Here is a 22682-nt window from a genome sequence, read left to right on the forward strand (position 1 = left end):
TAAACCGTTCCTTATTAAGAACGGTTTTTTATTTTATAAAATTCATCTATGAAGATCATTATTATCAATGGACCAAACCTTAATTTGTTAGGCAAACGCGAACCGGAAATTTATGGTAATCAAACTTTTGAAGATTATTTTGAAATTTTAAAAAGTAAATTTCCACAAATGGAATTGCATTATTTCCAAAGTAACATCGAAGGTGAATTGATCTCTAAAATTCAGGAAGTTGGTTTTTCTTATGATGGAATTGTCCTGAATGCTGCCGCCTATACCCATACTTCTATTGGTATTGGTGATGCAATAAAAGCCATTGAAACTCCAGTCATTGAAGTTCATATTTCAAATACTTTTTCCCGTGAAAGTTTTAGACATCAATCTTTTATTTCTCCAAATGCAAAAGGGGTAATCATTGGTTTCGGATTGATGAGTTATGACTTGGCATTGCAATCTTTTATAAAATAAAACGCCATGCAACCATTTACCCAAAAAAATCGTCCTTGTATTTATATATAAACGCCATTATGAAAAAAGCTTACCTGTTCTTCTTTTTACTAATATCATTTGCCAATTATGCACAAATCAGAGGAACCGTTTCCGACGAAAAAGGAAATCCATTGCCTTATGTAACTATTTTTGCCGAAAACACTTATAATGGAACCACTTCTAACGAACAGGGAAAATACAATTTGAATATAAAAACTACCGGAAAACACATCATTGTATTTCAGTTTTTAGGATTTAAAACTCAAAAAATAACGATTACTGCCGAAACATTACCCTATACTTTGGATGTAAAAATGCCGGAAGAAAGTTTTTCATTAAATGAAGTCGTGATTAACCCAAAAGACAATCCAGCTAACGGAATCATCAGAAATGCTATTGCAAACAAAAAAGAGAACTCGGATAAAACCGCCCGTTACAAAGCCGATTTTTATTCTCGTGGGATTTTTAGAATCAAAGATGCACCAAAGAAAATATTAGGGCAAAAACTCGATATGTTTGATGATATGCTCGATTCTACCAGAAGCGGTATTCTTTATTTATCAGAAACCGTTTCTAAAATCACATTCCAGAAACCCGATAAAATGAAAGAAACGATTATCGCATCCAAAGTAAGCGGAAATGATAATGGTTTTAGTTTTAACAATGCGGCTTCCGTGAATTTTGATTTTTATGACAACTATCTGCCTTTTGATGTTAATGTCATCTCTCCAATTGCTGACAATGCATTTAACTATTACAAATACAAGCTCGAAGGTACTTTCTTTGACGACAACAACAATCAAATCAATAAAATAAAAGTCACGCCACGAAGAGCAACAGAACCTGTAATGGAAGGCTACCTATATATTGTAGAGGACAGTTGGGCAATTTATGGTGTGGATTGTAACATCAAAGGAGATCAGATGCAAAGTCCGGCGATAAATATATTTACGCTGAAGCAAAATTTCAGCTACAATACGGCTACTAAAATTTGGGTGAAAAATACGCAAACCATCGATTTTAAGGCAGGCATTCTTGGCATTAATGTTTCCGGTAAATTTACTTATGTCTATTCTAATTTTGAATTTGAACCTCAATTTGATAAAAAAACATTTACCCGTGAAGTTTTGTCTTTTCAGGAAAATGCAAATAAAAAAGACAATGATTTCTGGAATACGATACGACCAGTTCCTTTGACCAATGAAGAAACCACCGATTATCTCAAGAAAGACATTTTACAAACAAAGAAAAAATCTCAGGTATACTTAGATTCCATCGATAAAAAAGGGAATAAATTTGGAGTTTTTGATATTATAACGGGATATACCTATAAAAATTCTTTCAAAAAATGGTCTGCAAGTTATGATGGTATTTTACTGGGCACCGGCTTCAATACGGTTCAGGGCACCCGATTAAATACCGGCTTATCATTTACCAAAAGAGATGAAGAAAAAAGGACCTTTTCACGCATCAGTTCAGATTTTGATTATGGTTTTACAGAGAAAAAACTACGTGCTTATGTTACTTATGCGCACAAATTCAACAATATGAATCAAAGTGAAATTACGATTTCTGCGGGAAGCAGCATCAGGCAATTCAACAGCAGCAATCCGATTGTAACCATATTAAACTCGATAACCACATTAGCTTTCAAGAGTAACTTCATAAAATTATACGAAAGAAATTTTGCCAATGTATCTTTTGGAAGAGAAATTGTTAACGGACTTTTTCTAAATTCAAGCCTTGATTATTCCGAAAGAAAACCATTGTTCAACCTCACTGATCATACCATATTTCAAAAAGACAAATTATATACTTCCAATAATCCGCAAGCTCCTTATGATTATGTGACTCCTGCATTTGAAAAACACAATTTAATTAAGGCAACATTACAGGCGAGAATCAATTTTGGACAAGAATATTGGACACGTCCTGACGGGAAATTTAACCTTAGAAACGATAAATACCCAACGCTTTTCTTTGGTTATGAAAAAGGCTTTGCCGGCAGCGAGAAAAAATATGAGTTTGACCATTTGAATACCCGTTTGTATTATGATGTAACCTTAGGAAACAAAGGAAATCTGGGCATGAATTTAAAAGCTGGAAAATTCTTTAATGCCGATGCTATTTCTTTTGTGGATTACAAACATTTTAATGGAAACCAAACGCATATCGGTCAAACAGAACGTTATCTGAATGTATTTAATTTAATGCCTTATTATACCAACAGTACCAATGACAGCTACATTGAAGCCCATATGGAACACAATGACAAAGGGTATATTATGAATAAAATTCCGCTACTGAACAAATTGAAATCTACTTTGATTTTAGGATTCCATACGCTGGCTGTTCCCAATACAAAACCGTATTCGGAATTTAGTGTTGGTCTGGACGACTTAGGTTTTGGCAAATACAGAATGTTTAGATTGGATTATGTTCGCTCTTACCAAAACGGATATCAGGGTGATGGTGTTGTTTTTGGAATTAAATTCCTGAATGCTTTTGAATAGATTTTATAGTTACGATAGTTTTTGAATTAGTATTATATATAAAAAGCGGGGCAGATTTTAAAAAATCAGTCCCGCTTTTATTATTTAAAAAAACTTTAGTTTATCCTTTAATATTATTCGTTAGGTTCAATATGAATTAAAACATGGCCCAATTCAAAAATTTCCTGTTGCAAAGTGTCTTTCAGTTTATGTGCCAATTCGTGACCCTCTTTCACTGAAATATTGGCATCAACTATAGCATGAAGATCAACATGATATTTCATTCCCGATTTGCGAATAAAACATTTTTCGGTATCTATTATTCCATCTACTTGGTGAGAAACTTTTCTGATTTTATCAATTAAATCGTCATATAAATGCTCATCCATGATTTCTCCAAGTGCCGGTCTGAAAATCAAATAACTATTATAGAGAATAAATCCTGATGCTAAAAGTGCAGCCCAGTCATCTGCTGATTCGTATCCTTTTCCCAAAAACAAAGCAATAGAAATTCCAATAAATGCCGCCACTGATGTTATGGCATCGCTTCTGTGGTGCCAGGCATCTGCTTTTAGTGACGAACTATTGGTCTCAATACTTCGTTTCAGTACCAAACGAAACGAAAATTCTTTCCAGATAATTATTGCTCCAAGAACTATAAGCGTCCAGGATTTAGGCAATTCATGTGGAGTTTGAATATTTTTGATGCTTTCATAAGCGATGATTGTCGCAGAGGTAATTAAAAAACCTACTACCAAAAAGGTAATTAAAGGTTCCGCTCGCCCATGCCCGTAAGGATGATTATCATCAGCTGGTCTGTTGGAATATTTAATTCCGAACAAAACTAAAAACGAAGAAAAAATATCTGTCGTAGATTCAATCGCATCGGCTATCAAAGCATATGAATTACCGAAAAAACCTGCTAAACCCTTAATAATTGCCAAACAAGTATTTCCAGCTATACTAAAATAAGTTGCCTTTACAGCTGTTTGTTCGTTGGTCATTATAACTGTTGTGTTTTATTCTACCCGAACAATATTCGCTCCAATGGCTCTCAATCTTTCGTCAATTCTTTCGTATCCTCTGTCGATTTGTTCAATATTTTGAATGGTGCTCGTTCCTTTTGCGGAAAGTGCTGCAATCAACAATGAAATTCCCGCGCGAATATCGGGTGAAGACATTGTTGTGGCTTTCAATTGTGATTTGAAATCATGTCCCATAACCACCGCTCTGTGCGGATCACACAACATAATTTTCGCGCCCATATCAATCAGTTTATCAACGAAGAACAAACGGCTTTCGAACATTTTTTGGTGAATCAGCACATCACCTTTGGCTTGAGTGGCCACAACCAAAACAATGCTCAGTAAATCTGGAGTAAACCCTGGCCAAGGCGCATCGGCAATGGTAAGTATTGAACCGTCTATATCTGTTTTGATTTCATATCCGTCTTTGTGTTCCGGAATATAAATATCATCGCCTCTGCGTTCTAAAGTAATTCCTAGTTTTCTAAACGTATTTGGGATTACTCCAAGATTGTCCCAACTTACATCTTTAATGGTAATTTCGCTTCTTGTCATGGCAGCAAGACCAATCCAAGAACCAATTTCAATCATATCAGGAAGGATACGGTGTTCGCAACCACCAAGCTTTTTAACGCCTTCAATGGTCAATAAGTTCGAACCAACTCCCGTGATTTTGGCTCCCATGGAGTTCAACATCTTACATAATTGTTGCAAATAAGGCTCGCAAGCGGCATTGTAAACCGTAGTTTTTCCTTTTGCCAAAACAGCAGCCATAACAATATTTGCCGTTCCGGTTACTGACGCTTCATCCAATAACATATCAGTACCAATCAAACCCTTAGCAGCTTCGACACCATAAAAATGATCTTCTCTATTGTAACGGAATTTTGCGCCTAAACTGATAAAACCTTCAAAATGCGTGTCTAATCTTCTTCTTCCGATTTTATCTCCGCCCGGTTTTGGAATATATCCTTTTCCGAAACGTGCCAAAAGCGGTCCCACAATCATAATGGAACCTCTCAAAGATCCGCCTTCTTTTTTGAAAGCTTCGGTTTCGAGATACCCCACATTGACATCATCCGCTTGGAATGTAGTCGAACTTGGTCCGTTTTTTTGAATTTTTACACCCAAATTCCCTAACAAAGTGATTAATTTATTGACATCGATAATGTCCGGAATATTGTTGATTGTGACTTTTTCGGGAGTTAAAAGAACGGCACACAAAATTTGTAATGCTTCATTTTTTGCTCCTTGTGGCGTAATCTCGCCTTTTAGACGAATACCGCCTTCGATTTTGAAAGTTCCCATTTCTTTAATTATGAGTTATAAGTTATGAGTTATGAGCCATGAGTAGTCCTTACAGTTTTTCAACTTATAATTCAGAACTCATCATTCCTAACTATTTTCTGTTTTTGTGGACTGGGTTGCCTGGTTTTGCGTTTTTGGTAATCTTTGGTTTAATCGCAGCACCGGCAGGCATAATTTTGTTCGATACGCGTTTGTTGGTACGCATCAAATCAGTGGTATTCAGAAGCTCTTCTGAACTTTGTGTCAAATTGATTTTTCCGTCTGACAGTTCATATAAATGTTCGAAAATCACATCATCTTTCACTGTGTCTTTGTTCCAGCTCAAATAGGATTTTTTCATGTGATTGGCAATTACTTTTACCAACGCATTTTTCATTTCGCCATCATCCCATTTATTGGCCACATCAATCATATATTTGATATTGTTACCATAAAAACGGTATTTCGGGAAATTTTGAGGATATTTTAAAACATCTGGTTTTAGCACCAAAACTTCTCTGGAAGGAATTGGATAGGGTGAATCTACATCCAGTCTGAAATCGGACATAATAAAAATCTGATCCCACAATTTGTGTTGAAAATCAGGTACATCACGAAGGTGTGGGTTTAAACTTCCCATTACCTGAATGATATATTTTGCAGCTTTGTTACGTTCTGCTTTATCTTCAATAGCAGTAGCCTGATCGATCAGTTTTTGCAAATGACGACCGTATTCCGGAATGATTAAATGTTGTCTTTCGGAATTGTATTCTAAATTGAAAACAACATCATTTGCGTTTTCTTTCTGATATTTTGTAACCATAATTTATAGGGAAATTATACCTTTCACGGTAGAAAGTTCAAGGTATTTATCAATTATTGCCTGAGCACTTTGCATTTGTACGTCGATTGAAATACTGGTATATTTTCCCGTTTTAGATTTTTTTGTTTCTATAACGGCACCCATACAATCAAATGCATTTTCTACTTTTTCTATTTTTTCTTTTTCTGACGGAACGATGAATTTAAACAGGTATTCGGTGGGCCAATGCTCGGTACCGCTGTTTAATTCCAATCGCAATCTTTCGTAAAATTCTTCGGTATCCTTATCCATTTTCATTTAAAAATATAAGCAAATATACGTTTTAAATTATAATTTTTAAATGTATGAAATAGGAATTGAGGAATTTTATAAAAATTCAAATGATAAGTCCCCTAGCCCTGATGGAAGTGGAAATCCTCCCGATTTTTTTTCGGGAGATTACTTCACATACTTTTATTTTCATTGGAGTTCAGTGAACTTTGTTTACAACGCACAGCAGGAATTGCATTTGTAGAAAAAGCCCAAGCCATTCGCTCCTGAAAATTAAGTTTTAATATCCCAAATAGTTTGAGTAAGTTTGCGCCTTATTTCTAAAAAGTGAAAAAAGAAATCATAGTTATCATTGGCGGACCAGGAACGGGCAAAACCACTATCATCGATGGATTGATATCCAAAGGTTTTTGCTGTTATCCTGAGATTTCGCGCGAAGTAACTTTGGAAGCTAAAAAACAGGGGATCGAGCAATTGTTTCTTGAAAATCCGTTGCTTTTTAGCGAATTGCTATTGGAAGGAAGAAAAAAACAGTTCTTAAATGCACAAAACGAACCACACGAAATAGTATTTTTGGATCGTGGTATTCCGGACGTTTTAGCTTACATGCATTATATTGGTGACAGTTATCCTTCTTTTTTTGATGTTGCCTGCAGAGAAAACACCTATACAAAAATATTTATTCTTCCGCCTTGGGAAGAAATTTATGTGAGTGATGACGCGCGTTACGAGAATTACGAACAGGCAAAACTCATCTATAATCACCTTACGGAAACTTACGAAAATTACGGTTACAATTTAATTGAGGTTCCAAAAGACACGTTGGATAACAGAATTCTTTTTATCTTAGATAAGATTTCTAATTAATTTGAGTTTTGAATTGTACGTTATGAGTTCCTAATTTGTAATTCGAAATCCATAATTTATAATTCGCAATTGATGTCTGAGGCTTTACAAATTCTTCAAAAATACTGGAAACACGACACTTTCAGGTCGCAGCAAAACGAAATCATCGATTCGGTTTTGAGCGGTCAGGATACGTTTGCATTGATGCCAACCGGCGGAGGGAAATCAATTTGTTTTCAGGTTCCGGGAATGATGAAAGAAGGGATTTGTTTAGTCATTTCACCTTTGGTCGCGTTGATGAAAGACCAAGTTCAGAATTTACAAAAACGCGACATTAAAGCCATTGCTTTGACCGGCGGCATCAAATCCGATGAAGTGCTGGAACTTTTGGACAATTGTTTATTCGGAAATTATAAATTTTTATACTTATCGCCTGAACGTTTGCAATCCGATTTGATTTTGGATCGAATAAAGGGCTTACCTATTAATTTAATTGCTATTGACGAGGCGCATTGTGTGTCGCAATGGGGACATGATTTTCGTCCGGCTTATTTGAAGATTGCGGATTTAAAAACCCATTTCCCGAAAATTCCATTTTTGGCTTTGACTGCCTCGGCAACGAAGCGGGTTCAGGAAGACGTGATTACCCAATTGGGATTAGAAAAAACGGTGGTTTTCCAGAAATCATTCGCCCGGGAAAACATGGCGTATATGGTTTTTGAAGTCGAAGATAAATTGTTTCGAATCGAACAAATTCTGAAGAAAAACCCGCAACCTTCTATTATATATGTGCGAAACCGAAAATCTTGTCTGGATATTTCTTCGCAGTTGCAGTCTTTAGGTTTCAAAGCAACTTATTATCATGGCGGCTTATCCTCTAAAGAAAAAGATAAGAACATGCAGCTTTGGATGAACGAGCAAGTTCAGGTTATTGTGGCTACGAATGCTTTTGGGATGGGAATTGATAAAGCCAATGTAAAAACCGTCATCCATATTCAGTTACCAGAAAATCTCGAAAATTATTATCAGGAAGCAGGACGTGCGGGACGAAATGGCGAAAAAGCATTTGCCGTTTTATTAACGAGTCCATCGGATATTATTCAGGCAGAAGGTCAGTTTATTGCGGTTTTGCCCGATAAAAGTTTTTTGACCACGATGTATGTGAAGTTATGCAATTATTTTCAGATTGCTTATGGAGAAGGAATTGACGAACAGTTTTCATTTAATTTAAATCATTTCTGCGGACACTATCATTTTCCGATTTTGAAGACTTTCAATGCGATGCAATTTTTAGACCGACAGGGAATTATTACATTGTCACAGGAATTTTCGGAGAAAGTCACGGTTCAGTTTATTATAGAATCAAAAGAAGTGATTCGATATATGAGTTTGAATACTAAAGAGGAACCGATTATTCTGGCCATACTTCGCACCTATTCCGGGATTTATGAAGTTCCTGCAAACCTGAACTTACCATTGATTGCCAAAAAATCGAATACGGATGAAAATGCGGTTATCCAACTTTTGCAAAAATTAAAAGAAAAAAACATCATCGATTATCAAGCGAAAAATAATGATGCCACTTTAATATTTAATGAAGTCCGTCAGGATGAGCGAACAATTAACCGCGTTTCGAAATATTTAGAGAATCAAAACAATCTCAAGGCAGCACAATTGAAATCTGTTTTGAATTATGTGAATGATCAAAAAGTTTGCAAAAGTCAATTGATTCTGAATTATTTTGGAGAAACAACCATTTCAAATTGTGGTGTTTGTTCCTATTGCATTCAACAAAACAAACCGGAAGTCAATTCAATTTCGTTAGCCAAAAATATCCTTGCCTTATTGAAAACAGAACCTTTGAATTCGAGAGAAATTCAATTTCTGACTAAAAATTCGACTGACGATATTATCTTTGCCCTTCAACAATTATTGGAACACGATATGATTATCGTCAAACCAAACAATCAATATACCTTAAAATCATAATGGAAAAATTACGTATCGTTTTTATGGGAACTCCTGAATTTGCCGTTGGCATTTTGGACACCATCATCAAAAATAAATATGACGTTGTGGGCGTGATTACTGCGGCCGACAAACCTGCAGGACGTGGCCAGAAAATTAAATATTCGGCGGTAAAAGAATATGCATTAGAACATAATTTGACTTTATTGCAACCAACGAATTTAAAAGACGAAAGTTTTTTAGCGGAATTGAAAGCCTTAAACGCCAATTTACAAATCGTTGTGGCTTTTAGAATGCTGCCAAAAGTAGTTTGGGAAATGCCGAAACTGGGTACCTTTAATTTACATGCGTCATTGCTTCCTAACTATCGTGGAGCAGCTCCTATTAATTGGGCTATTATTAATGGAGAAACCAAAACGGGTGTCACGACTTTCTTTATTGATGACAAAATTGATACGGGAGCGATGATTTTGAGTTCTGAACTTGAGATTTCACCGGATGAAAATGCGGGACATTTACATGACAGACTGATGCATTTAGGAAGCGAAACGGTTATAGAAACTTTAGCTTTGATTGAAAAAGGAAATGTGGTTACTACGATTCAAAAAGACAATGACGACATTAAAACAGCCTACAAATTAGATAAAGGCAATTGCAAAATTGACTGGGCTAAATCAGCAAAGGAAATTCACAACCTCATCAGAGGACTTTCGCCTTATCCTGCTTCGTGGTGCTTTTTTAAAGACAATGGACAAGAATGGAATGTGAAGATTTATGAAGATAAAATAATTCAGGAAGCACATCAGGAACCTATTGGAAAAATATTGGCGACCAAAAAAGAATTGAAAGTTGCCGTTAAAGACGGTTTTATTCAAATTTTGAGTTTACAATTCCCTGGAAAGAAGAAAATGAGCACTTCTGAATTATTAAACGGGATGACATTTTCGGAAAACGCGGTCGTTTGTTAAGGTGCGAAAACACTGAATCTAACAGAATTTCGATAAAAACAACTTAGTTTATCAACAATTCATCGAAGTTATTAACAATTTGACGAAAAACATACGAAAACACTTGCGCAGAAAGGAAATCCTATTAAATTTGTTACAAGTAACATAATGTTTAACCAACAATTAATAACTATTATTATGAACAAATCAGAATTAATCGATGCTATCGCTGCTGACGCAGGAATTACTAAAGCAGCTGCAAAACTAGCTTTAGAGTCATTTTTAGGTAATGTAGGTGGTACTTTGAAAAAAGGAGGAAGAGTATCTTTAGTAGGTTTCGGATCATGGTCAGTATCTGATAGAGCTGCCAGAGACGGAAGAAACCCTCAAACTGGAGCAACAATTAAAATCGCTGCTAAAAAAGTAGTAAAATTTAAAGCTGGAGCAGAATTAGAAACAGCTGTAAACTAATACTTGTTTATCCATATAAAATGAAGCCTTCCACTTGGAAGGCTTTTTTTATACTATTATCGATTATATTTGGGAGGTAATAGTTTTTTTTGCTAAATTTAATTAAAATACTATCCAAAATGATTTCAGAAAAACTAAAAAAAGGTCATCTGCTAGTTGCAGAACCTTCCATAATTGGTGATTTATCATTTAACAGATCGGTTATTTTATTGGCAGACCATAACAGCGATGGATCCATCGGTTTTATCATTAACAAGCCTTTAAAATACACCATCAACGACTTAATTCCTGAAATCGATGCATCGTTCAAAATTTATAATGGTGGTCCGATAGAGCAAGATAATCTTTATTTCATTCACAATATCCCTGAACTTATTACAAATAGTATCGAAATTTCAAACGGTATTTATTGGGGCGGTGATTTTGAATTGACTAAAGACCTCATCAATGAGGGAAAAATTAAGGAGGATAATATTCGCTTTTTCTTGGGATATACCGGTTGGGATGCCGAACAATTAGAAAGCGAAATGCAATCAAATTCCTGGATTATTGCCGAAAACATCTATCAGAATAAAATTATAGGACAATCAACTGCCGATTTTTGGAAAGAAAAAATAGTAGAATTGGGCGGCGATTATTTGATTTGGTCTAATGCACCAGAAAATCCACTATTGAATTAACCTAGCCTAACCTGAGCATTTAATCTGATTAGCAAATCATTTGCTAAATCACTTCCGTATTCCTTTTTACGATATTTCGTAATAGGCTGAATCCCTTTGATAACATTGGTAATAAATAATTCATCTGCTTTTTGAAGATCAAACGGAGATATTGGTTCTTCAACTACTTCCAAATTTGCTATTTTTTTGGCTAATACTATAATTTGCTTCCGCATTACACCATTCAGGCAGCCTTCTGAAACGGGAGGAGTTATTAGTTTTCCATCCAACAGCATGAAAATATTGCCTTGTAATGCTTCAATTACGTTTTTGCTGTCATTTAGTAATAAACAATTATCCAATCCATTTTCATGGGCAAAAATACTTCCGGTAATATTGATGATTTTATTGGTAGTTTTTATGGATGAAAGCAATTGTTTTGTCACATAGAAATCTTTGTATAAATCTACTTCGTACGCTATTTTGTCTATTAAATATAATGTGTTTTCCAACGAAGTTGTATGAATCAAGAATGAAATCGTATTCTCGTGAGGTAAGTAATAACCGCCATCATTCCTGTAAACCGTAATTCTTGCTCTTGCTGAAGCGGAAAAATTATTGGCTTTCGCCAAAGATAAAATTTGCTCTTCAAAGTATTCCATGGTAAAGTTCATAGGAATTTCCATTCGAACGACCCGCATCGAAGACATTAATCTAAAATAATGATCTTCGAGAAAAAGAATTTTGTTGTCGATAATCTTTACCGTTTCAAAAACACCGTCACCATAAAGGAAAGCACGATTGTTAACTAATAAATTGGCGTCTGAAGACTGTATGGTTCCATTAAAATTAATCATAAAAAAAGCCCTGAATTAAATTCAGGGCAAATATAAGTTTTAATAACCAAAATCTATACAGAACCAATCACATGTTTCAGGTCGGATATTTGATTTTCCCAAAGGAGTCTTGCTTCGTCTAAATCGCCTTCTATGGCATAATCTGTAACCATTAAGGATACGTCTTTTGTGATTTCGTCTTCTAAAATACGAAGTTCAAAATAAAAATCGGTGTCTTTATTATTATCATCAATCCATCTGAATTTTACTTTTTCTCCCGTTTTCTTTGAAGAGAGTCTTGCTTTTTCTTCTGAACCATCCCAAATAAAAGTAAAGAATTCACCCCTTGAGTTTACATTATCGGCAAACCATTCTGACAAGCCTGACGGCGTTGATATGTATTGAAACAACAATTGAGGGGATGAGTTTAAAGGAAACTCTAATTCATATTTGATTTTATCCATGGGTAACGATTATTTTTTTGTGAAATATATAGAATATTTGTGAAATATATAGAATAATAAATGAATAAAAAAGCCTTTATAAAAAATAAAATTTTTTCTCCATATATATTTGCAACCTATGATTTAAGTTTTATATTTGCACCCGCATTCAAGGATGTCGGATAACCGTAAAAATGGCGAGGTAGCTCAGTCGGTTAGAGCGCAGGATTCATAACCCTGAGGTCACGGGTTCAACTCCCGTCCTCGCTACTAGGTTAAAAAATTAAAAAAATGTAGATTTTATGCGGTTTTAGAGCAATTTAAAACCGCTTTTTTTATGTCTAAAATCAGACAACTTTTGTCAAATGAATACGCTAACGCATACGATTTGAGTTATAAGAAGAAATTTTCCCAGCCTAAAATCTACGATGCAAATGGCGATTTAACTATACGTTGGTACGTTTATTTCTCCTTTCGCAACCCAAAAACTGACAAATTAGAGCGACAACCCCCTATTTATTCAGGCGTAAATCAATTTAAAACACTCCGAGAACGCAACGCAGCAATTAAAATTCTTCGTAATGCGGTGGCAACCATCTTGGAAAACGGTTATAATCCATATGATGATAACGATTTTATTAGCGATTTAAAGAAATACAATATTCCTGATGCTTTTAAATTTGTACTTAATTTAAAGGAAAGTTCTCTGAAAGAAAACAGTTATCGGGATTACAGGGTAAGAACGGCATCTTTTGAAAGATGGCTTTTGCAAAATGGGTTTGAAAACAGATACATCACAACAGTTAACAAAAAAGCGGTGATGACTTATTTGAATGAAGTTCTATCAAAGACAAGTGCTAAAAACCGAAATAATACCAGATCTAATTTATCAATGTTTTTTCAAGCTTTAGAAGATAACGATATCATTACAGACAATTTTGTAAAAAAAATCAATGTTCTAAAATCTACACCCGAAAGGAATAAGACATACAGTACCAAACAAGAAAAAGACATTCTTGAATACTTAACAGAAAACGACAAACTTTTACTTTTGTTCATCCAGTTTATCTGTTATAATCATTTACGCCCAATTGAAGTAGTTCGATTGAGAATTAAAGACATTAATATAAAAGACAGACTTATTTATGTGCGAGCAAAGAACAAGCCCGTAAAGACCAAAATCATTCCTGAAATTTTATTGAATAAAATACCCATTCTGGATAAATTAGAGCCTGAAAGCTTTTTATTTACTCCTAGCGGAATCGGTTTTGACTGGACCACAAACGAAACGGACAAACGAGGTTACTTTGGAGATCGCTTTAAAAAAGTAAAAACAAGCTTAGGACTTGGAAAAGATTACGGATTTTATAGTTTCAGACATACTTTTATCACCAAATTATACAAGGAGTTTATAAAAGGCAGCACACCTTTTCAAGCTAAAAGCAAATTGATGTTAATTACGGGACACACAACCATGACAGCGTTAGAAAAATATTTACGAGATATTGATGCGGAATTGCCTGCAGATTATTCGGACTATATAAAAAAGATATAAGATTAAATTATTTACAACAAATGTTTTTTGTTTTATTTTTATTCTTAATTTAGTATATCCCTTAGTAATTTAAATTACATTTGTGCGAATTTTATTTAATAGATAGTAAAGAATATGGAAATTGCCTTAACGGTCAGGAACGTTGTTATTATTGGGGGCATGATGCCGTCTAAATTTGATAAATATTTTTTCTTGAAAAATAATATTTTTAATGAAGGTGATATTTTAGAGACTAGTCAATTCAGTAATGAATTTAGTTTGACTATAACTCCTAATTATTCTGTACAGATAGCTGCAGGACAATTTATACTTACTGAATTGAAGCCAGATGCAGAGGGTGACATAGAAAATGTTGCTAGAAGAATTCTTGAATGTAGTGATGATTTTGAAGCTACTGGTGTAGGCGTAAATATACAGTGGTTTAATTTTACCAGAGAAAATACACGAGAATTATCAAAGAAGTATTTCTTTAATAGCAACTTATTGATTAATAAGTTTTTTGATGGAGCTGACACCAGTTACGGTTACTACATAAGCAAAAATTTTGGTAAGGCACGTTTAAAATTAGATATTAAGCCTGCTAAGGTTGTCAAGGTTGGTACAACTGTAGAAGACGAAATTTTAACGTTTACTTTTAATTTTCATGTTGACCTTTTGAAAGAGCAAAAGAGTAAGGCACAAATCATAGAAGTATTACAAGAAATTGAAGACTATACTTTAGAAACTAAAAAGATTGTCGATGCATTCGATTAAAGATACATCTCGTTTTATTGAAATGGAGGCATTAACCTCCATGCCGTTTAATTCCCAGTATAAAAAACTAGGTGACTCTAGTACTATATATAAGGGTACTTTTGTCGTTGCCGTATATGAAGATAATATTTATAATTGTGTTTCAGGAATAATATCTCCTCCAGTAAGAAAATGGCTTTCAGATTTCCATATAACAGAAATGAAGGAGAATTTATATGTAACTGCAATTGAGAATTTATACAAAAAAATAGATTATTTGCAATTGACTATGCAATACAATCAGGAATTAATTGACGAAGCTGAATTTGACTACGAACTAGAAACTCACGAAGACCGGTATTTGATTAAGGTTAATGATAATTTTTCTACAGAAGAGTTTGATATTGCAATGGCAATAACTCAAAAACTCAAAAACAGAATATACTCAAGTGACGAAGTCGCTGAAATGTTTTCTATACCGCTTGAAAAAGTGGATAATCTATTAGTAGTTTATGAACAAGTAAAATATAATATCAGCGAATGAAGTTATTCCAAGACAATACTTCAATTGAATGCTTAGCGGCTGATATAGTTTCTAGAAAAATTCAACCTTCATCCTACATGGCAATAAGAAATGTAGGTAAATGTTTTGTATATAAATGTTATAGAAATAGTGAGGCTGTTATAACCAAGGAGTTAGATCCGAAGGAGCCCAAACATAATACTCATTCAAGTTTGGAGCTGCACGATAAGGTAGAGGGAGAAAATTTAGTCGTTGCTATTGAAACAAAAAGAGCTCCCAAAATTTCGTTAATTAACCATACCGGAACTCACAAAGCTCAAGCATGCAGTACCGATAATTATACTTTTGCATATATTTCAAAGCAAATCCCAAATATGCCTCAGGCAGTACCTCCAAAAGTTATTGAAGCGGTTAAAGAAGTAAATTTATTGGGGAAAAATAAAGAATAAATAAACCAAAATAGAAAACCACTCAAAAGAGTGGTTTAAGACTTAAAATCATACTTTATTTTTGGAATTTCATTTATTCTTTTCCGTTCTATTTCAACGGATAAATTATATTCTTCCAATGTTTCAAATTTTTGAATTATCTCACCGTCGGCAATTATTGTAACTTCGGTAATAACCATATTTTTTGGTAAATCTATTTCCATTGTTTTTTTATCAAATATAAATAAAAAAAAACCACTCAATCGAGTGGCTTAAATTAACTTATAAGTTGATTTTAGAAAATTCCTAAAAACTTTTTCTTTGCAACTTTCTTTTTCTTTGCAACTTTCTTTTTGGCTGTTGGTTTCTTTTTTGCAACTGGTTTCTTTGCGACTGGTTTTTTCGTAACGACTTTCTTTTTTGCGGGTGCCGCTTTTACCACTTTGCCGCCCGGTGTGTAATGGTAGCCTTTTTTTAGGGTTCCGTCAATTTTTAATCCCTCTCTACGGATTACTTTACTGCAAAGTTTCTTTGCGGTGATCGTGCGCTTTTTTGCGGGTACTTTTTTTGTTGGCATGGTTTTTTGGTTTTTGATTGTTTGTAATGGTTCAGTCATATTAATTAAATACCCGCTTCCCTCTAAGTTCTGAAATGTTTCAAGTCCATAAGGATTGGGATTGGTGGTTTTTTCCATATAAACATTATTATATGAAACTGCATTTCCTTTGAAAATCCCCGTTATCGTATCATACATTATATAGTCAGGATGTTTTTCTAATGTTTTCAACATTGAATTTGCTTTTTTTACCATCTTAATTAATTTTCTACTGTATTAAATGAAAACTTAATGGGTGAAAGAGGCTGTACTGGAGTAATTATACTAGATAAATTTTCGGGTTCCGGTTTTATGATTTTTCCCTGATAAATATTGAATTTCAAATCATCCAGACTTTTATTTTGGTACCGGTTTTTGTTCGCTTTTACAAAATTTTCTTTGTAGTCCGGGAATGATTCGGTAAGCAAAATAATATCGCCGTCGAACTGTGATTTAGAACCGCCACGCATTTTGCCGTCGGTGGTTAACTGGAATATGATAATGAATAATTTACCGTCATATTTTTTTCTCAAATCTTTGTCAACTTCAAAACCTTTGCACATTTCCTGCAACTTTGGGAAACTATCAATTAAGACCACATCATTTTGCGAAATAAGGTTGTGCAAATCGGTAACGGTTGAAATTTCAGGAGCCGTAATATTGTGCATCGCTTTATCATTCAAATACTGATCTACTTTTGAATTGTACAACGCACTTTCCGGGTGTTCCTCAATAGAAGCATGGCCACATTTGTAATTTTGCGCAAACGCATTCATCATTTTGAATAACATTCTTGTTTTCATGGAACCTTGACCACCTGCCAATGTAATGACTACACTTTCTTTGTTTTTTTTCTCTACATTTCCAAGAAAATCAGCTATTTCGGCATCTTCAATATTGTAATATTCATACTCTTTTTTAGGTCGCGCACGATTAAAAGCTAATGAGCCGGGTATTAGATTTTCTGTTATCATTGGTGCGGTTGGTTCCGGCTGTGCTTCAGCAGGAATATTTTCGATAACTGGATTTTTTAAACCATTTTTTGCTCCAAATAATGCAATTTGCTTAGTTACTGGGTTTACAATTTGCGGTTTAACGGCTTCAACTTTTACAGTTGGTTTTTTCTTTTTTGCTGTTTTATTGACAACTGTTTTATTGACAACTGTTTTTTTAACAGCTGCAACCGCTTTTTGCAAATCTTTTTTTGTAGTTACCTTTTTAACAGGCTTTTTCTTTGCAACCACTTTTTTTGCTTTCTCATTTTTCATTAGTTCCGGCTTCAATTCCGTGATGTCTTTGAAGTACAACGGATCGCCTTTTTCATCGAATTGCAAAACAAAATCTGCTGTTTTTTGCGCTTGTGTTGCCGCTTTCATTACAAACTTGTTATCGTTTTCAATTTCCGTTAAGGCTTCATTCCATCCTTTTAGATAACCCGCATGATTTTTATTTGAATGCCAAACGATACCTGATTCAGCACTTAAAAAAATGGCTCCGATTTCGGCTGTCAATTCTTCAAAGGCGTATTGTGATGTTTGGTGATCGGTACTTTCTAAACGGTCTAATCTTGACTTGTGCCCGGTACTGTGTGAAAGTTCATGAAACATGGTACGGTAATAATCCTGAATAGTTTCAAATTTTTCTACGACTGGTAATTTTACTAAATCGCTATCCGGTGAGTAAAACGCTTTTGAACCGCCAAACTCAATCTTTGGTTGTTTTGCAGGATAATTTTTTATAACTGCTTCGGGAATTGGCAATTTGTTTTTTTGATTGGCTACAACATCATTTTGAACAAAACCAATTTTGAAATTATCTAAATCAAAATCAATTCCCTCGATGTCTGCACCGTTAAAAACATTGTAATATTTTAGCAATGGAAACCTTGAAATTTCACTATGTTTAATATCGTTTTCAGTCGCAAAATCCATTACTTTTTTGATGTCGAATGAACTTGTTTTTTTGGTTTTGTCGGTGTTATGCGCTTCGTAAATATTTGAAAAATAAACCACCTCATAACCTTGAGTGCCTTTTTTAACTTTTCCTTTTAATTGCTGAACTTGCGCAAATGTTAAGAAAAATGGATTGTCTAAAATATCCATTTCGGTCAACATGATATTGTTTATCCCTCGGTATCGTTTTTTTGAAACAAAATTAAAAGGTATGGTATAGCCCTTCACTTCCCATTTTCGTTTGTAGTCCTTTTTGTTTGCCACCGCAATCATTTTAAGCACTTTATCCGTAATCATTTGATACACTTCATTAGGCGAAACGGGTTTTGCAAGCCCCGTAGCATCGTCCTGACTTTCTTCGTAATCCAAACCGTGCAACATACTTTCCGGCACAACTTCAAAAGCAGGCTCTGTATTTTCCCAATCGAATTTTTTAGCATCAGGATAGGAAGATAAAACCGCTTCCAGTCTTTCTACGACCTGAAATTGTTCGTCTCGTTTTGCTTTTGCAATAAGTTCTATTATGGTTTCTCGTGATACTCTCGCACCATGCAACCCGTTAAATGCTTCAATTGATTTCATACTTAATTGCTTATTTCATATTCGTTACCTAAAACTTCTATGATTCCGGTAAATACCAAATCATTCATGCTTAAGTTTGTGATGGCTGATAAATTGGTTAATATATTTCCGGAAGCTACTTCTACAACTATATCATGCAATATCAGTGTATTGTGACTTAATACGGAAACTTCGTCAATATTTACGTTTGCGGTTCCGAGGAAATTCCCCTGGTAAAATACGTTCACTCTTTTTAAGGTGGCCACATATCCGGAAACGGCAAAATCTTCCCCAGTTGGGTTAGTCAACAGAATGTCGATTGCAAAACTCACCGTTTGAGGAATGCCCAGACTGTTTGGATTATAAAACTTAAATTTCTTCGGTAAAGAATTTGGTTTTATTGTCATTTGGTCAAAAATGGCTTTCAAATTGATGGCTTTTTCAGCGGCGATAAGCGCGAAGCCGACAAAAGCAATTGTTCCGGCGATCAGTAAATTTTTTACGACTGGTTTCATGTTAGTTTATTATTAATGCTCCGGTGATTAATCCAGCAGACAGCCAAAGTAATTTGCTGTCATACCATTTTTTTGGAACGGTGGTTTCGTAACTTTTTACATCTACTGTTTTGGTAAATGGATTGATATTGGTAACTTCTGTAACGGCGGTTTGTTTTCCTAAAAGCCATTTTCTTTTAAAACCGGTAATCGAAATTTGTTCACCATGTATTACCGTTGGTTTAAAAGTAATTCCGGTACTATCCACTTTATAACCCATCGAAAACCAGTCCCTGAATATCGCACCTTCACGGACGAAATTGCAAGGAACAGGTTTTTCAAATGGAATTGTCATTCCTGGAATTGTAGTTGTGGTTTTGGTGGTAACAATGGTGTTTACTTTTGCAAAACCTTTGGTTAAAACTTTTATTTTTTCATCTTTATTGATAACATTTTGTTTCAATTCTCCAACGGTCATAACCAACCTTTCGTTTCGGGTGGTTTCAGTTCCCAGTTTGTTTTTGTAGGTCGCGTTTTCGGTAGTTAACGCCTTAACATTGCTCTTCAAACGGGCAGTATTGGCGAAATTTGAAAACAACATAAAACAAAGAATAATCACAATAATTGCAACTATTCCCGCTACGTTGCGCCAAATGTTTGTTTTAAATGTACTCATGGCGCATGTTTATACGTTGTTGTGTGGTTGGTTCTTTTTCGATTAAATGAAAAATAAAATCAGGTAATCCAATGATGACAACGCCTATGTGATAGGTATAAATGATGATTGTTGTTTGAAGTAGTTTTTTCATTTTTTTTATTTGTTAGCGCACATTTTACATTTTTTTTGATAGTCAAAAAGATTATCATTTAGTAATTTTATTTCATCCCTATTTTCTTTTATTACTATCGTTTGCTTGTCAATTGTTTTTTGCATCTGTTCAAATCGCTTTTCGGTCTGATCCGTAAATTTGTCATAAACGGACTGGATATTTTCGAGTGCTGACGCTTCCGCTTTTTTGATTTCGGACTTTCGGGAACTCCAAGCAATGTAAATTGACACTAACGTTGTGGAACCTAAGAGGTAGTTTAACATTATTTCTAATGGCATGGTGATTGGTTTATTTGGTTAAATTAGACATCCAGACAACTACTTTCTTGCTTTTCCTTGTATACTATACAGCCATCCAATGAATTTAGGTAAAGAGAAACCGATAACAAATGAGTAAATCATTGTTACTTCAACTCCTGCGTATTCAACACTAAACCGAAGTGCCAAGAAAATTGCCAATAACGAAAACGCCATTTCTACAAGGTTATCCTGTGTAAAAAACTTCCAAGAAAACCGATAGGGGGTAGCAGCGGATTGTTTGTTTCTTTTTGCTACTTTACTTTTGAAGTAAAAGGCTAAGCCAATTAACGCGAAAACAAGACCCGCCATATACGTAGGCACGTCACTTGTGCCAAGTATTAAGTTTAAAAATTTATACATTTATTTTTCTTTTAAAGGTTAATTATATACTCTGATTTCTATTGGCGTTTTATTAAGTTTTCCATTACTTGTTACGGTATCTATCCAAACAGAATCATCACCGTTATCATATATTTCTAATTTATCCTGAGAACCGATATTATTAGAGCTTATCATTTGCCAAGTTTTATCCGTAATAAATCCACCGTTTAGCGTCACCGAATACTGACCGACTCCTTCGTAGGTAAAAGTGGGGACCACTCCAAAAGTGTTTTCCAAAATTATAGCAGTAGGCGCACTCGTTCCTGATTGCGTTAGCAAGGCGGTATAAACTTTATAAGGTTTTTCAAGTGCTAATGTTCCTGATTCTTTTGGAAGCTGAACTGCGATCTGAGTTTCAGTAGCTTGGTCGTAGTTCTTAAGTATACTTACTCCATTTTGTAAAGTGTTATAGTCTTGAAATTCTATAACGTCAGAGCCTATTTTTACAAAATTATCACTATTGGTTAACTTCAACATTTGAAGTCCATCGTCAGTATTTGACAAAGTAGTTTTAGAGCTGAAATTTGTACTATTGCTAAATTCAAAAAATGTTGCCTCAGAACCTTGCGAAGAAGTGATTTTTTGTGAGAAGTCTGTAAACGATGGATTTATAGATACATTATTTTGCTCAGAAGAAAGTGCGGAACCGGAAACGGACAGATTAATCGAACCGGGATTTAATCCTAAAACTGAACTCTGACTTACAGGACCTGTAGAACTTAAATAAACTCCATCTTCTGGATTTACAATTAAAGAACTATTGAAAGCGGAAGGAACGGTAGTACCATTACCTGAAGTGCTAAATGTAAGCTGTCTCATACTGTCATTAACGTAAGGAGTACCTACGTACATCGAACCATTAGTCCATGTATTAGTTATACCTCTTATAGTTGTAAGAGTGTTAAGCGTACTAGCCCCAATGTCTGTCACATCTTGTAAACTTGGTACAGGAGAAGTTAATGAAGATTTATCTACTCTAACCAAACTGCCATCAGCTTTCCTCGCTAATAAATCAACTGCTGTATTGTCTAAGGTTGGTAGAACACCTATTGCTAGTTGACCTGTTGCCCCCACTATCTTAAACTTTGAGGTCGCAGAATCTAAACCAACTCCGGTTCTAAAATCAATATCACTATTATTAGATGTTGCAACAAATATTTTTTTGTCTGAAAACAACGCACCACTTTCTCTTAAGTAAGGAATCCAATGACTTGCTCCAAAGTAGTTTAAACTAATCAATTTCTCATAAAGAGTTCCTGTTCCTTTTGCCGTAAAAGAAGAAACCGTTGCATTACTAACCGCATTGGTATTTTGCGCTGTAAACCCAAGGGCCCCGGCGAACGATTTAGTAACATTGAATCCGTTCATATTAACGTCGGTGGGCGTTAATCGACTACCTATATTTGCATCATAATAAACAGGAGTTAATTGCAAAGCTGGGACGTCTGCTGTTGTGGCAAGTATAAAGGTACCATCCCCTTTATTTGGGAATTGGAAGGTAGGAACTGTACCGCCAGTTAAATTGTCACTCCTTAGTTTAGCTAAACTGTTAGTGGTATTTGTTCTAATACCTAGTCCATCTTGATGTTTTAGATATACATACCTACCATCATTTTTAACACTTGAAAATCCATATTTATCTAATATTGTAGAGCCACTATAATCGTCTTGTTGAATATAGGTTCCATTATAATCAGTAGTATTTGACTGTCCCGCACCAGTCTGATTGATAAGGTTAGGAGTAGTATTTCCTGCTGTAAGTACCTGATTTAGAGTTAG

26 protein-coding genes and 1 tRNA gene are annotated in these 22682 nt (G+C 34.7%); 12 read left to right on the plus strand and 15 right to left on the minus strand.

From position 1 onward, the window contains the following. Positions 1 to 48: 48 nt before the first annotated feature. Together aroQ and VI621_RS14625 are read left to right on the plus strand one after the other, a co-directional pair. Positions 49 to 465, plus strand: a complete 417-nt coding sequence (gene aroQ / locus VI621_RS14620) for a type II 3-dehydroquinate dehydratase (RefSeq protein WP_324219144.1) — start codon at positions 49 to 51, stop codon at positions 463 to 465. A 59-nt stretch (positions 466 to 524) separates the two neighbouring features. Then, the gene (locus tag VI621_RS14625) at positions 525 to 2999 is read left to right on the plus strand and encodes a DUF5686 and carboxypeptidase regulatory-like domain-containing protein (RefSeq protein WP_324219145.1); all 2475 of its coding nucleotides are present in this window, start codon (positions 525 to 527) and stop codon (positions 2997 to 2999) included. 113 nt (positions 3000 to 3112) lie between these two features. On the opposite strand, the gene VI621_RS14630 is transcribed toward VI621_RS14625, so the two are convergent. From VI621_RS14630 to VI621_RS14645, 4 genes are all read right to left on the minus strand, one after another. After that, on the minus strand, positions 3113 to 3982 hold the full coding sequence (locus VI621_RS14630) for a cation diffusion facilitator family transporter (protein ID WP_324219146.1): 870 nt from the start codon (positions 3980 to 3982) through the stop codon (positions 3113 to 3115). A gap of 15 nt (positions 3983 to 3997) precedes the next feature. Beyond that, positions 3998 to 5311 carry a UDP-N-acetylglucosamine 1-carboxyvinyltransferase gene (gene murA / locus VI621_RS14635; RefSeq protein WP_324219147.1) on the minus strand — a complete coding sequence of 438 codons (1314 nt, stop codon included), beginning with the start codon at positions 5309 to 5311 and terminating at the stop codon, positions 3998 to 4000. A 91-nt stretch (positions 5312 to 5402) separates the two neighbouring features. Continuing rightward, complete coding sequence (locus VI621_RS14640) at positions 5403 to 6113, minus strand: DUF4290 domain-containing protein (RefSeq protein ID WP_324219148.1); 711 nt, start codon at positions 6111 to 6113, stop codon at positions 5403 to 5405. Between the two features lie 3 nt (positions 6114 to 6116). Further along, a complete protein-coding gene (locus VI621_RS14645) occupies positions 6117 to 6404 on the minus strand; it encodes a DUF493 family protein (protein ID WP_414655498.1) in 288 nt (95 codons plus the stop codon). Positions 6405 to 6710: 306 nt separating this feature from the next. Here VI621_RS14645 and VI621_RS14650 point away from each other — a divergent pair, with 306 nt between their 5' ends. The 5 genes from VI621_RS14650 (at position 6711) to VI621_RS14670 (ending at position 11295) form a co-directional block, all read left to right on the plus strand. Continuing rightward, a complete protein-coding gene (locus VI621_RS14650) occupies positions 6711 to 7250 on the plus strand; it encodes an ATP-binding protein (RefSeq protein WP_324219150.1) in 540 nt (179 codons plus the stop codon). 72 nt (positions 7251 to 7322) lie between these two features. After that, a complete protein-coding gene (locus VI621_RS14655) occupies positions 7323 to 9218 on the plus strand; it encodes an ATP-dependent DNA helicase RecQ (protein ID WP_324219151.1) in 1896 nt (631 codons plus the stop codon). After that, a complete protein-coding gene (fmt, locus tag VI621_RS14660; protein WP_324219152.1) occupies positions 9218 to 10165 on the plus strand; it encodes a methionyl-tRNA formyltransferase in 948 nt (315 codons plus the stop codon). Before VI621_RS14655 ends, fmt begins: the two co-directional genes overlap by 1 nt. Positions 10166 to 10342: 177 nt before the next feature. Then, a complete protein-coding gene (locus VI621_RS14665) occupies positions 10343 to 10615 on the plus strand; it encodes an HU family DNA-binding protein (RefSeq protein ID WP_324219153.1) in 273 nt (90 codons plus the stop codon). Between the two features lie 119 nt (positions 10616 to 10734). Continuing rightward, positions 10735 to 11295, plus strand: a complete 561-nt coding sequence (locus tag VI621_RS14670; protein WP_324219154.1) for a YqgE/AlgH family protein — start codon at positions 10735 to 10737, stop codon at positions 11293 to 11295. Here the strand turns inward: VI621_RS14670 and VI621_RS14675 are convergent. Then, positions 11292 to 12131, minus strand: coding sequence for an aminotransferase class IV (locus tag VI621_RS14675; protein ID WP_324219155.1), 840 nt, complete (start codon positions 12129 to 12131; stop codon positions 11292 to 11294). The genes VI621_RS14670 and VI621_RS14675 overlap by 4 nt on opposite strands. A 53-nt stretch (positions 12132 to 12184) precedes the next feature. Next, positions 12185 to 12574: an START-like domain-containing protein gene (locus VI621_RS14680; protein WP_324219156.1), complete on the minus strand. Its 390-nt coding sequence runs from the start codon at positions 12572 to 12574 to the stop codon at positions 12185 to 12187. Positions 12575 to 12749: 175 nt separating this feature from the next. Here VI621_RS14680 and VI621_RS14685 point away from each other — a divergent pair. The 5 genes from VI621_RS14685 to VI621_RS14705 all read left to right on the plus strand — a co-directional run bounded on the left by VI621_RS14685 (position 12750) and on the right by VI621_RS14705 (position 15812). Further along, positions 12750 to 12823, plus strand: a tRNA-Met gene (locus VI621_RS14685). 67 nt (positions 12824 to 12890) lie between these two features. After that, on the plus strand, positions 12891 to 14108 hold the full coding sequence (locus tag VI621_RS14690; RefSeq protein ID WP_324219157.1) for a tyrosine-type recombinase/integrase: 1218 nt from the start codon (positions 12891 to 12893) through the stop codon (positions 14106 to 14108). A 114-nt stretch (positions 14109 to 14222) separates the two neighbouring features. Continuing rightward, positions 14223 to 14861 (plus strand): hypothetical protein, encoded by a 639-nt coding sequence (locus VI621_RS14695; protein WP_324219158.1) that lies wholly within the window; start codon positions 14223 to 14225, stop codon positions 14859 to 14861. Further along, positions 14848 to 15384 carry a hypothetical protein gene (locus tag VI621_RS14700; protein WP_324219159.1) on the plus strand — a complete coding sequence of 179 codons (537 nt, stop codon included), beginning with the start codon at positions 14848 to 14850 and terminating at the stop codon, positions 15382 to 15384. Before VI621_RS14695 ends, VI621_RS14700 begins: the two co-directional genes overlap by 14 nt. Continuing rightward, positions 15381 to 15812, plus strand: coding sequence for a hypothetical protein (locus VI621_RS14705; RefSeq protein ID WP_324219160.1), 432 nt, complete (start codon positions 15381 to 15383; stop codon positions 15810 to 15812). Before VI621_RS14700 ends, VI621_RS14705 begins: the two co-directional genes overlap by 4 nt. A gap of 35 nt (positions 15813 to 15847) precedes the next feature. Here the strand turns inward: VI621_RS14705 and VI621_RS14710 are convergent, their stop codons facing one another. The 9 genes from VI621_RS14710 to VI621_RS14750 form a co-directional block, all read right to left on the minus strand. After that, a complete protein-coding gene (locus VI621_RS14710) occupies positions 15848 to 16015 on the minus strand; it encodes a hypothetical protein (RefSeq protein WP_324219161.1) in 168 nt (55 codons plus the stop codon). A gap of 71 nt (positions 16016 to 16086) precedes the next feature. Beyond that, positions 16087 to 16581, minus strand: coding sequence for a hypothetical protein (locus VI621_RS14715; RefSeq protein WP_324219162.1), 495 nt, complete (start codon positions 16579 to 16581; stop codon positions 16087 to 16089). Positions 16582 to 16607: 26 nt separating this feature from the next. Beyond that, positions 16608 to 18920, minus strand: a complete 2313-nt coding sequence (locus tag VI621_RS14720; protein ID WP_324219163.1) for an ArdC family protein — start codon at positions 18918 to 18920, stop codon at positions 16608 to 16610. Positions 18921 to 18922: 2 nt separating this feature from the next. Then, entirely contained in the window at positions 18923 to 19414 is a 492-nt protein-coding gene (locus VI621_RS14725) for a hypothetical protein (protein ID WP_324219164.1), read from the minus strand. A 1-nt stretch (position 19415) separates the two neighbouring features. Beyond that, positions 19416 to 20069, minus strand: coding sequence for a hypothetical protein (locus VI621_RS14730; protein ID WP_324219165.1), 654 nt, complete (start codon positions 20067 to 20069; stop codon positions 19416 to 19418). Further along, positions 20056 to 20202: a hypothetical protein gene (locus VI621_RS14735; RefSeq protein WP_324219166.1), complete on the minus strand. Its 147-nt coding sequence runs from the start codon at positions 20200 to 20202 to the stop codon at positions 20056 to 20058. The genes VI621_RS14730 and VI621_RS14735 overlap by 14 nt, the downstream gene beginning before the upstream one ends. Positions 20203 to 20207: 5 nt before the next feature. Beyond that, positions 20208 to 20501, minus strand: a complete 294-nt coding sequence (locus tag VI621_RS14740; protein WP_324219167.1) for a hypothetical protein — start codon at positions 20499 to 20501, stop codon at positions 20208 to 20210. A gap of 39 nt (positions 20502 to 20540) precedes the next feature. Beyond that, positions 20541 to 20882, minus strand: coding sequence for a hypothetical protein (locus VI621_RS14745; protein WP_324219168.1), 342 nt, complete (start codon positions 20880 to 20882; stop codon positions 20541 to 20543). Positions 20883 to 20900: 18 nt separating this feature from the next. Continuing rightward, the gene (locus VI621_RS14750) at positions 20901 to 22271 is read right to left on the minus strand and encodes a hypothetical protein (RefSeq protein ID WP_324219169.1); all 1371 of its coding nucleotides are present in this window, start codon (positions 22269 to 22271) and stop codon (positions 20901 to 20903) included. Positions 22272 to 22682: the final 411 nt, after the last annotated feature.

It is taken from the genome of Flavobacterium sp., assembly GCF_035292545.1.
In the GTDB taxonomy this organism is placed as follows: domain Bacteria; phylum Bacteroidota; class Bacteroidia; order Flavobacteriales; family Flavobacteriaceae; genus Flavobacterium.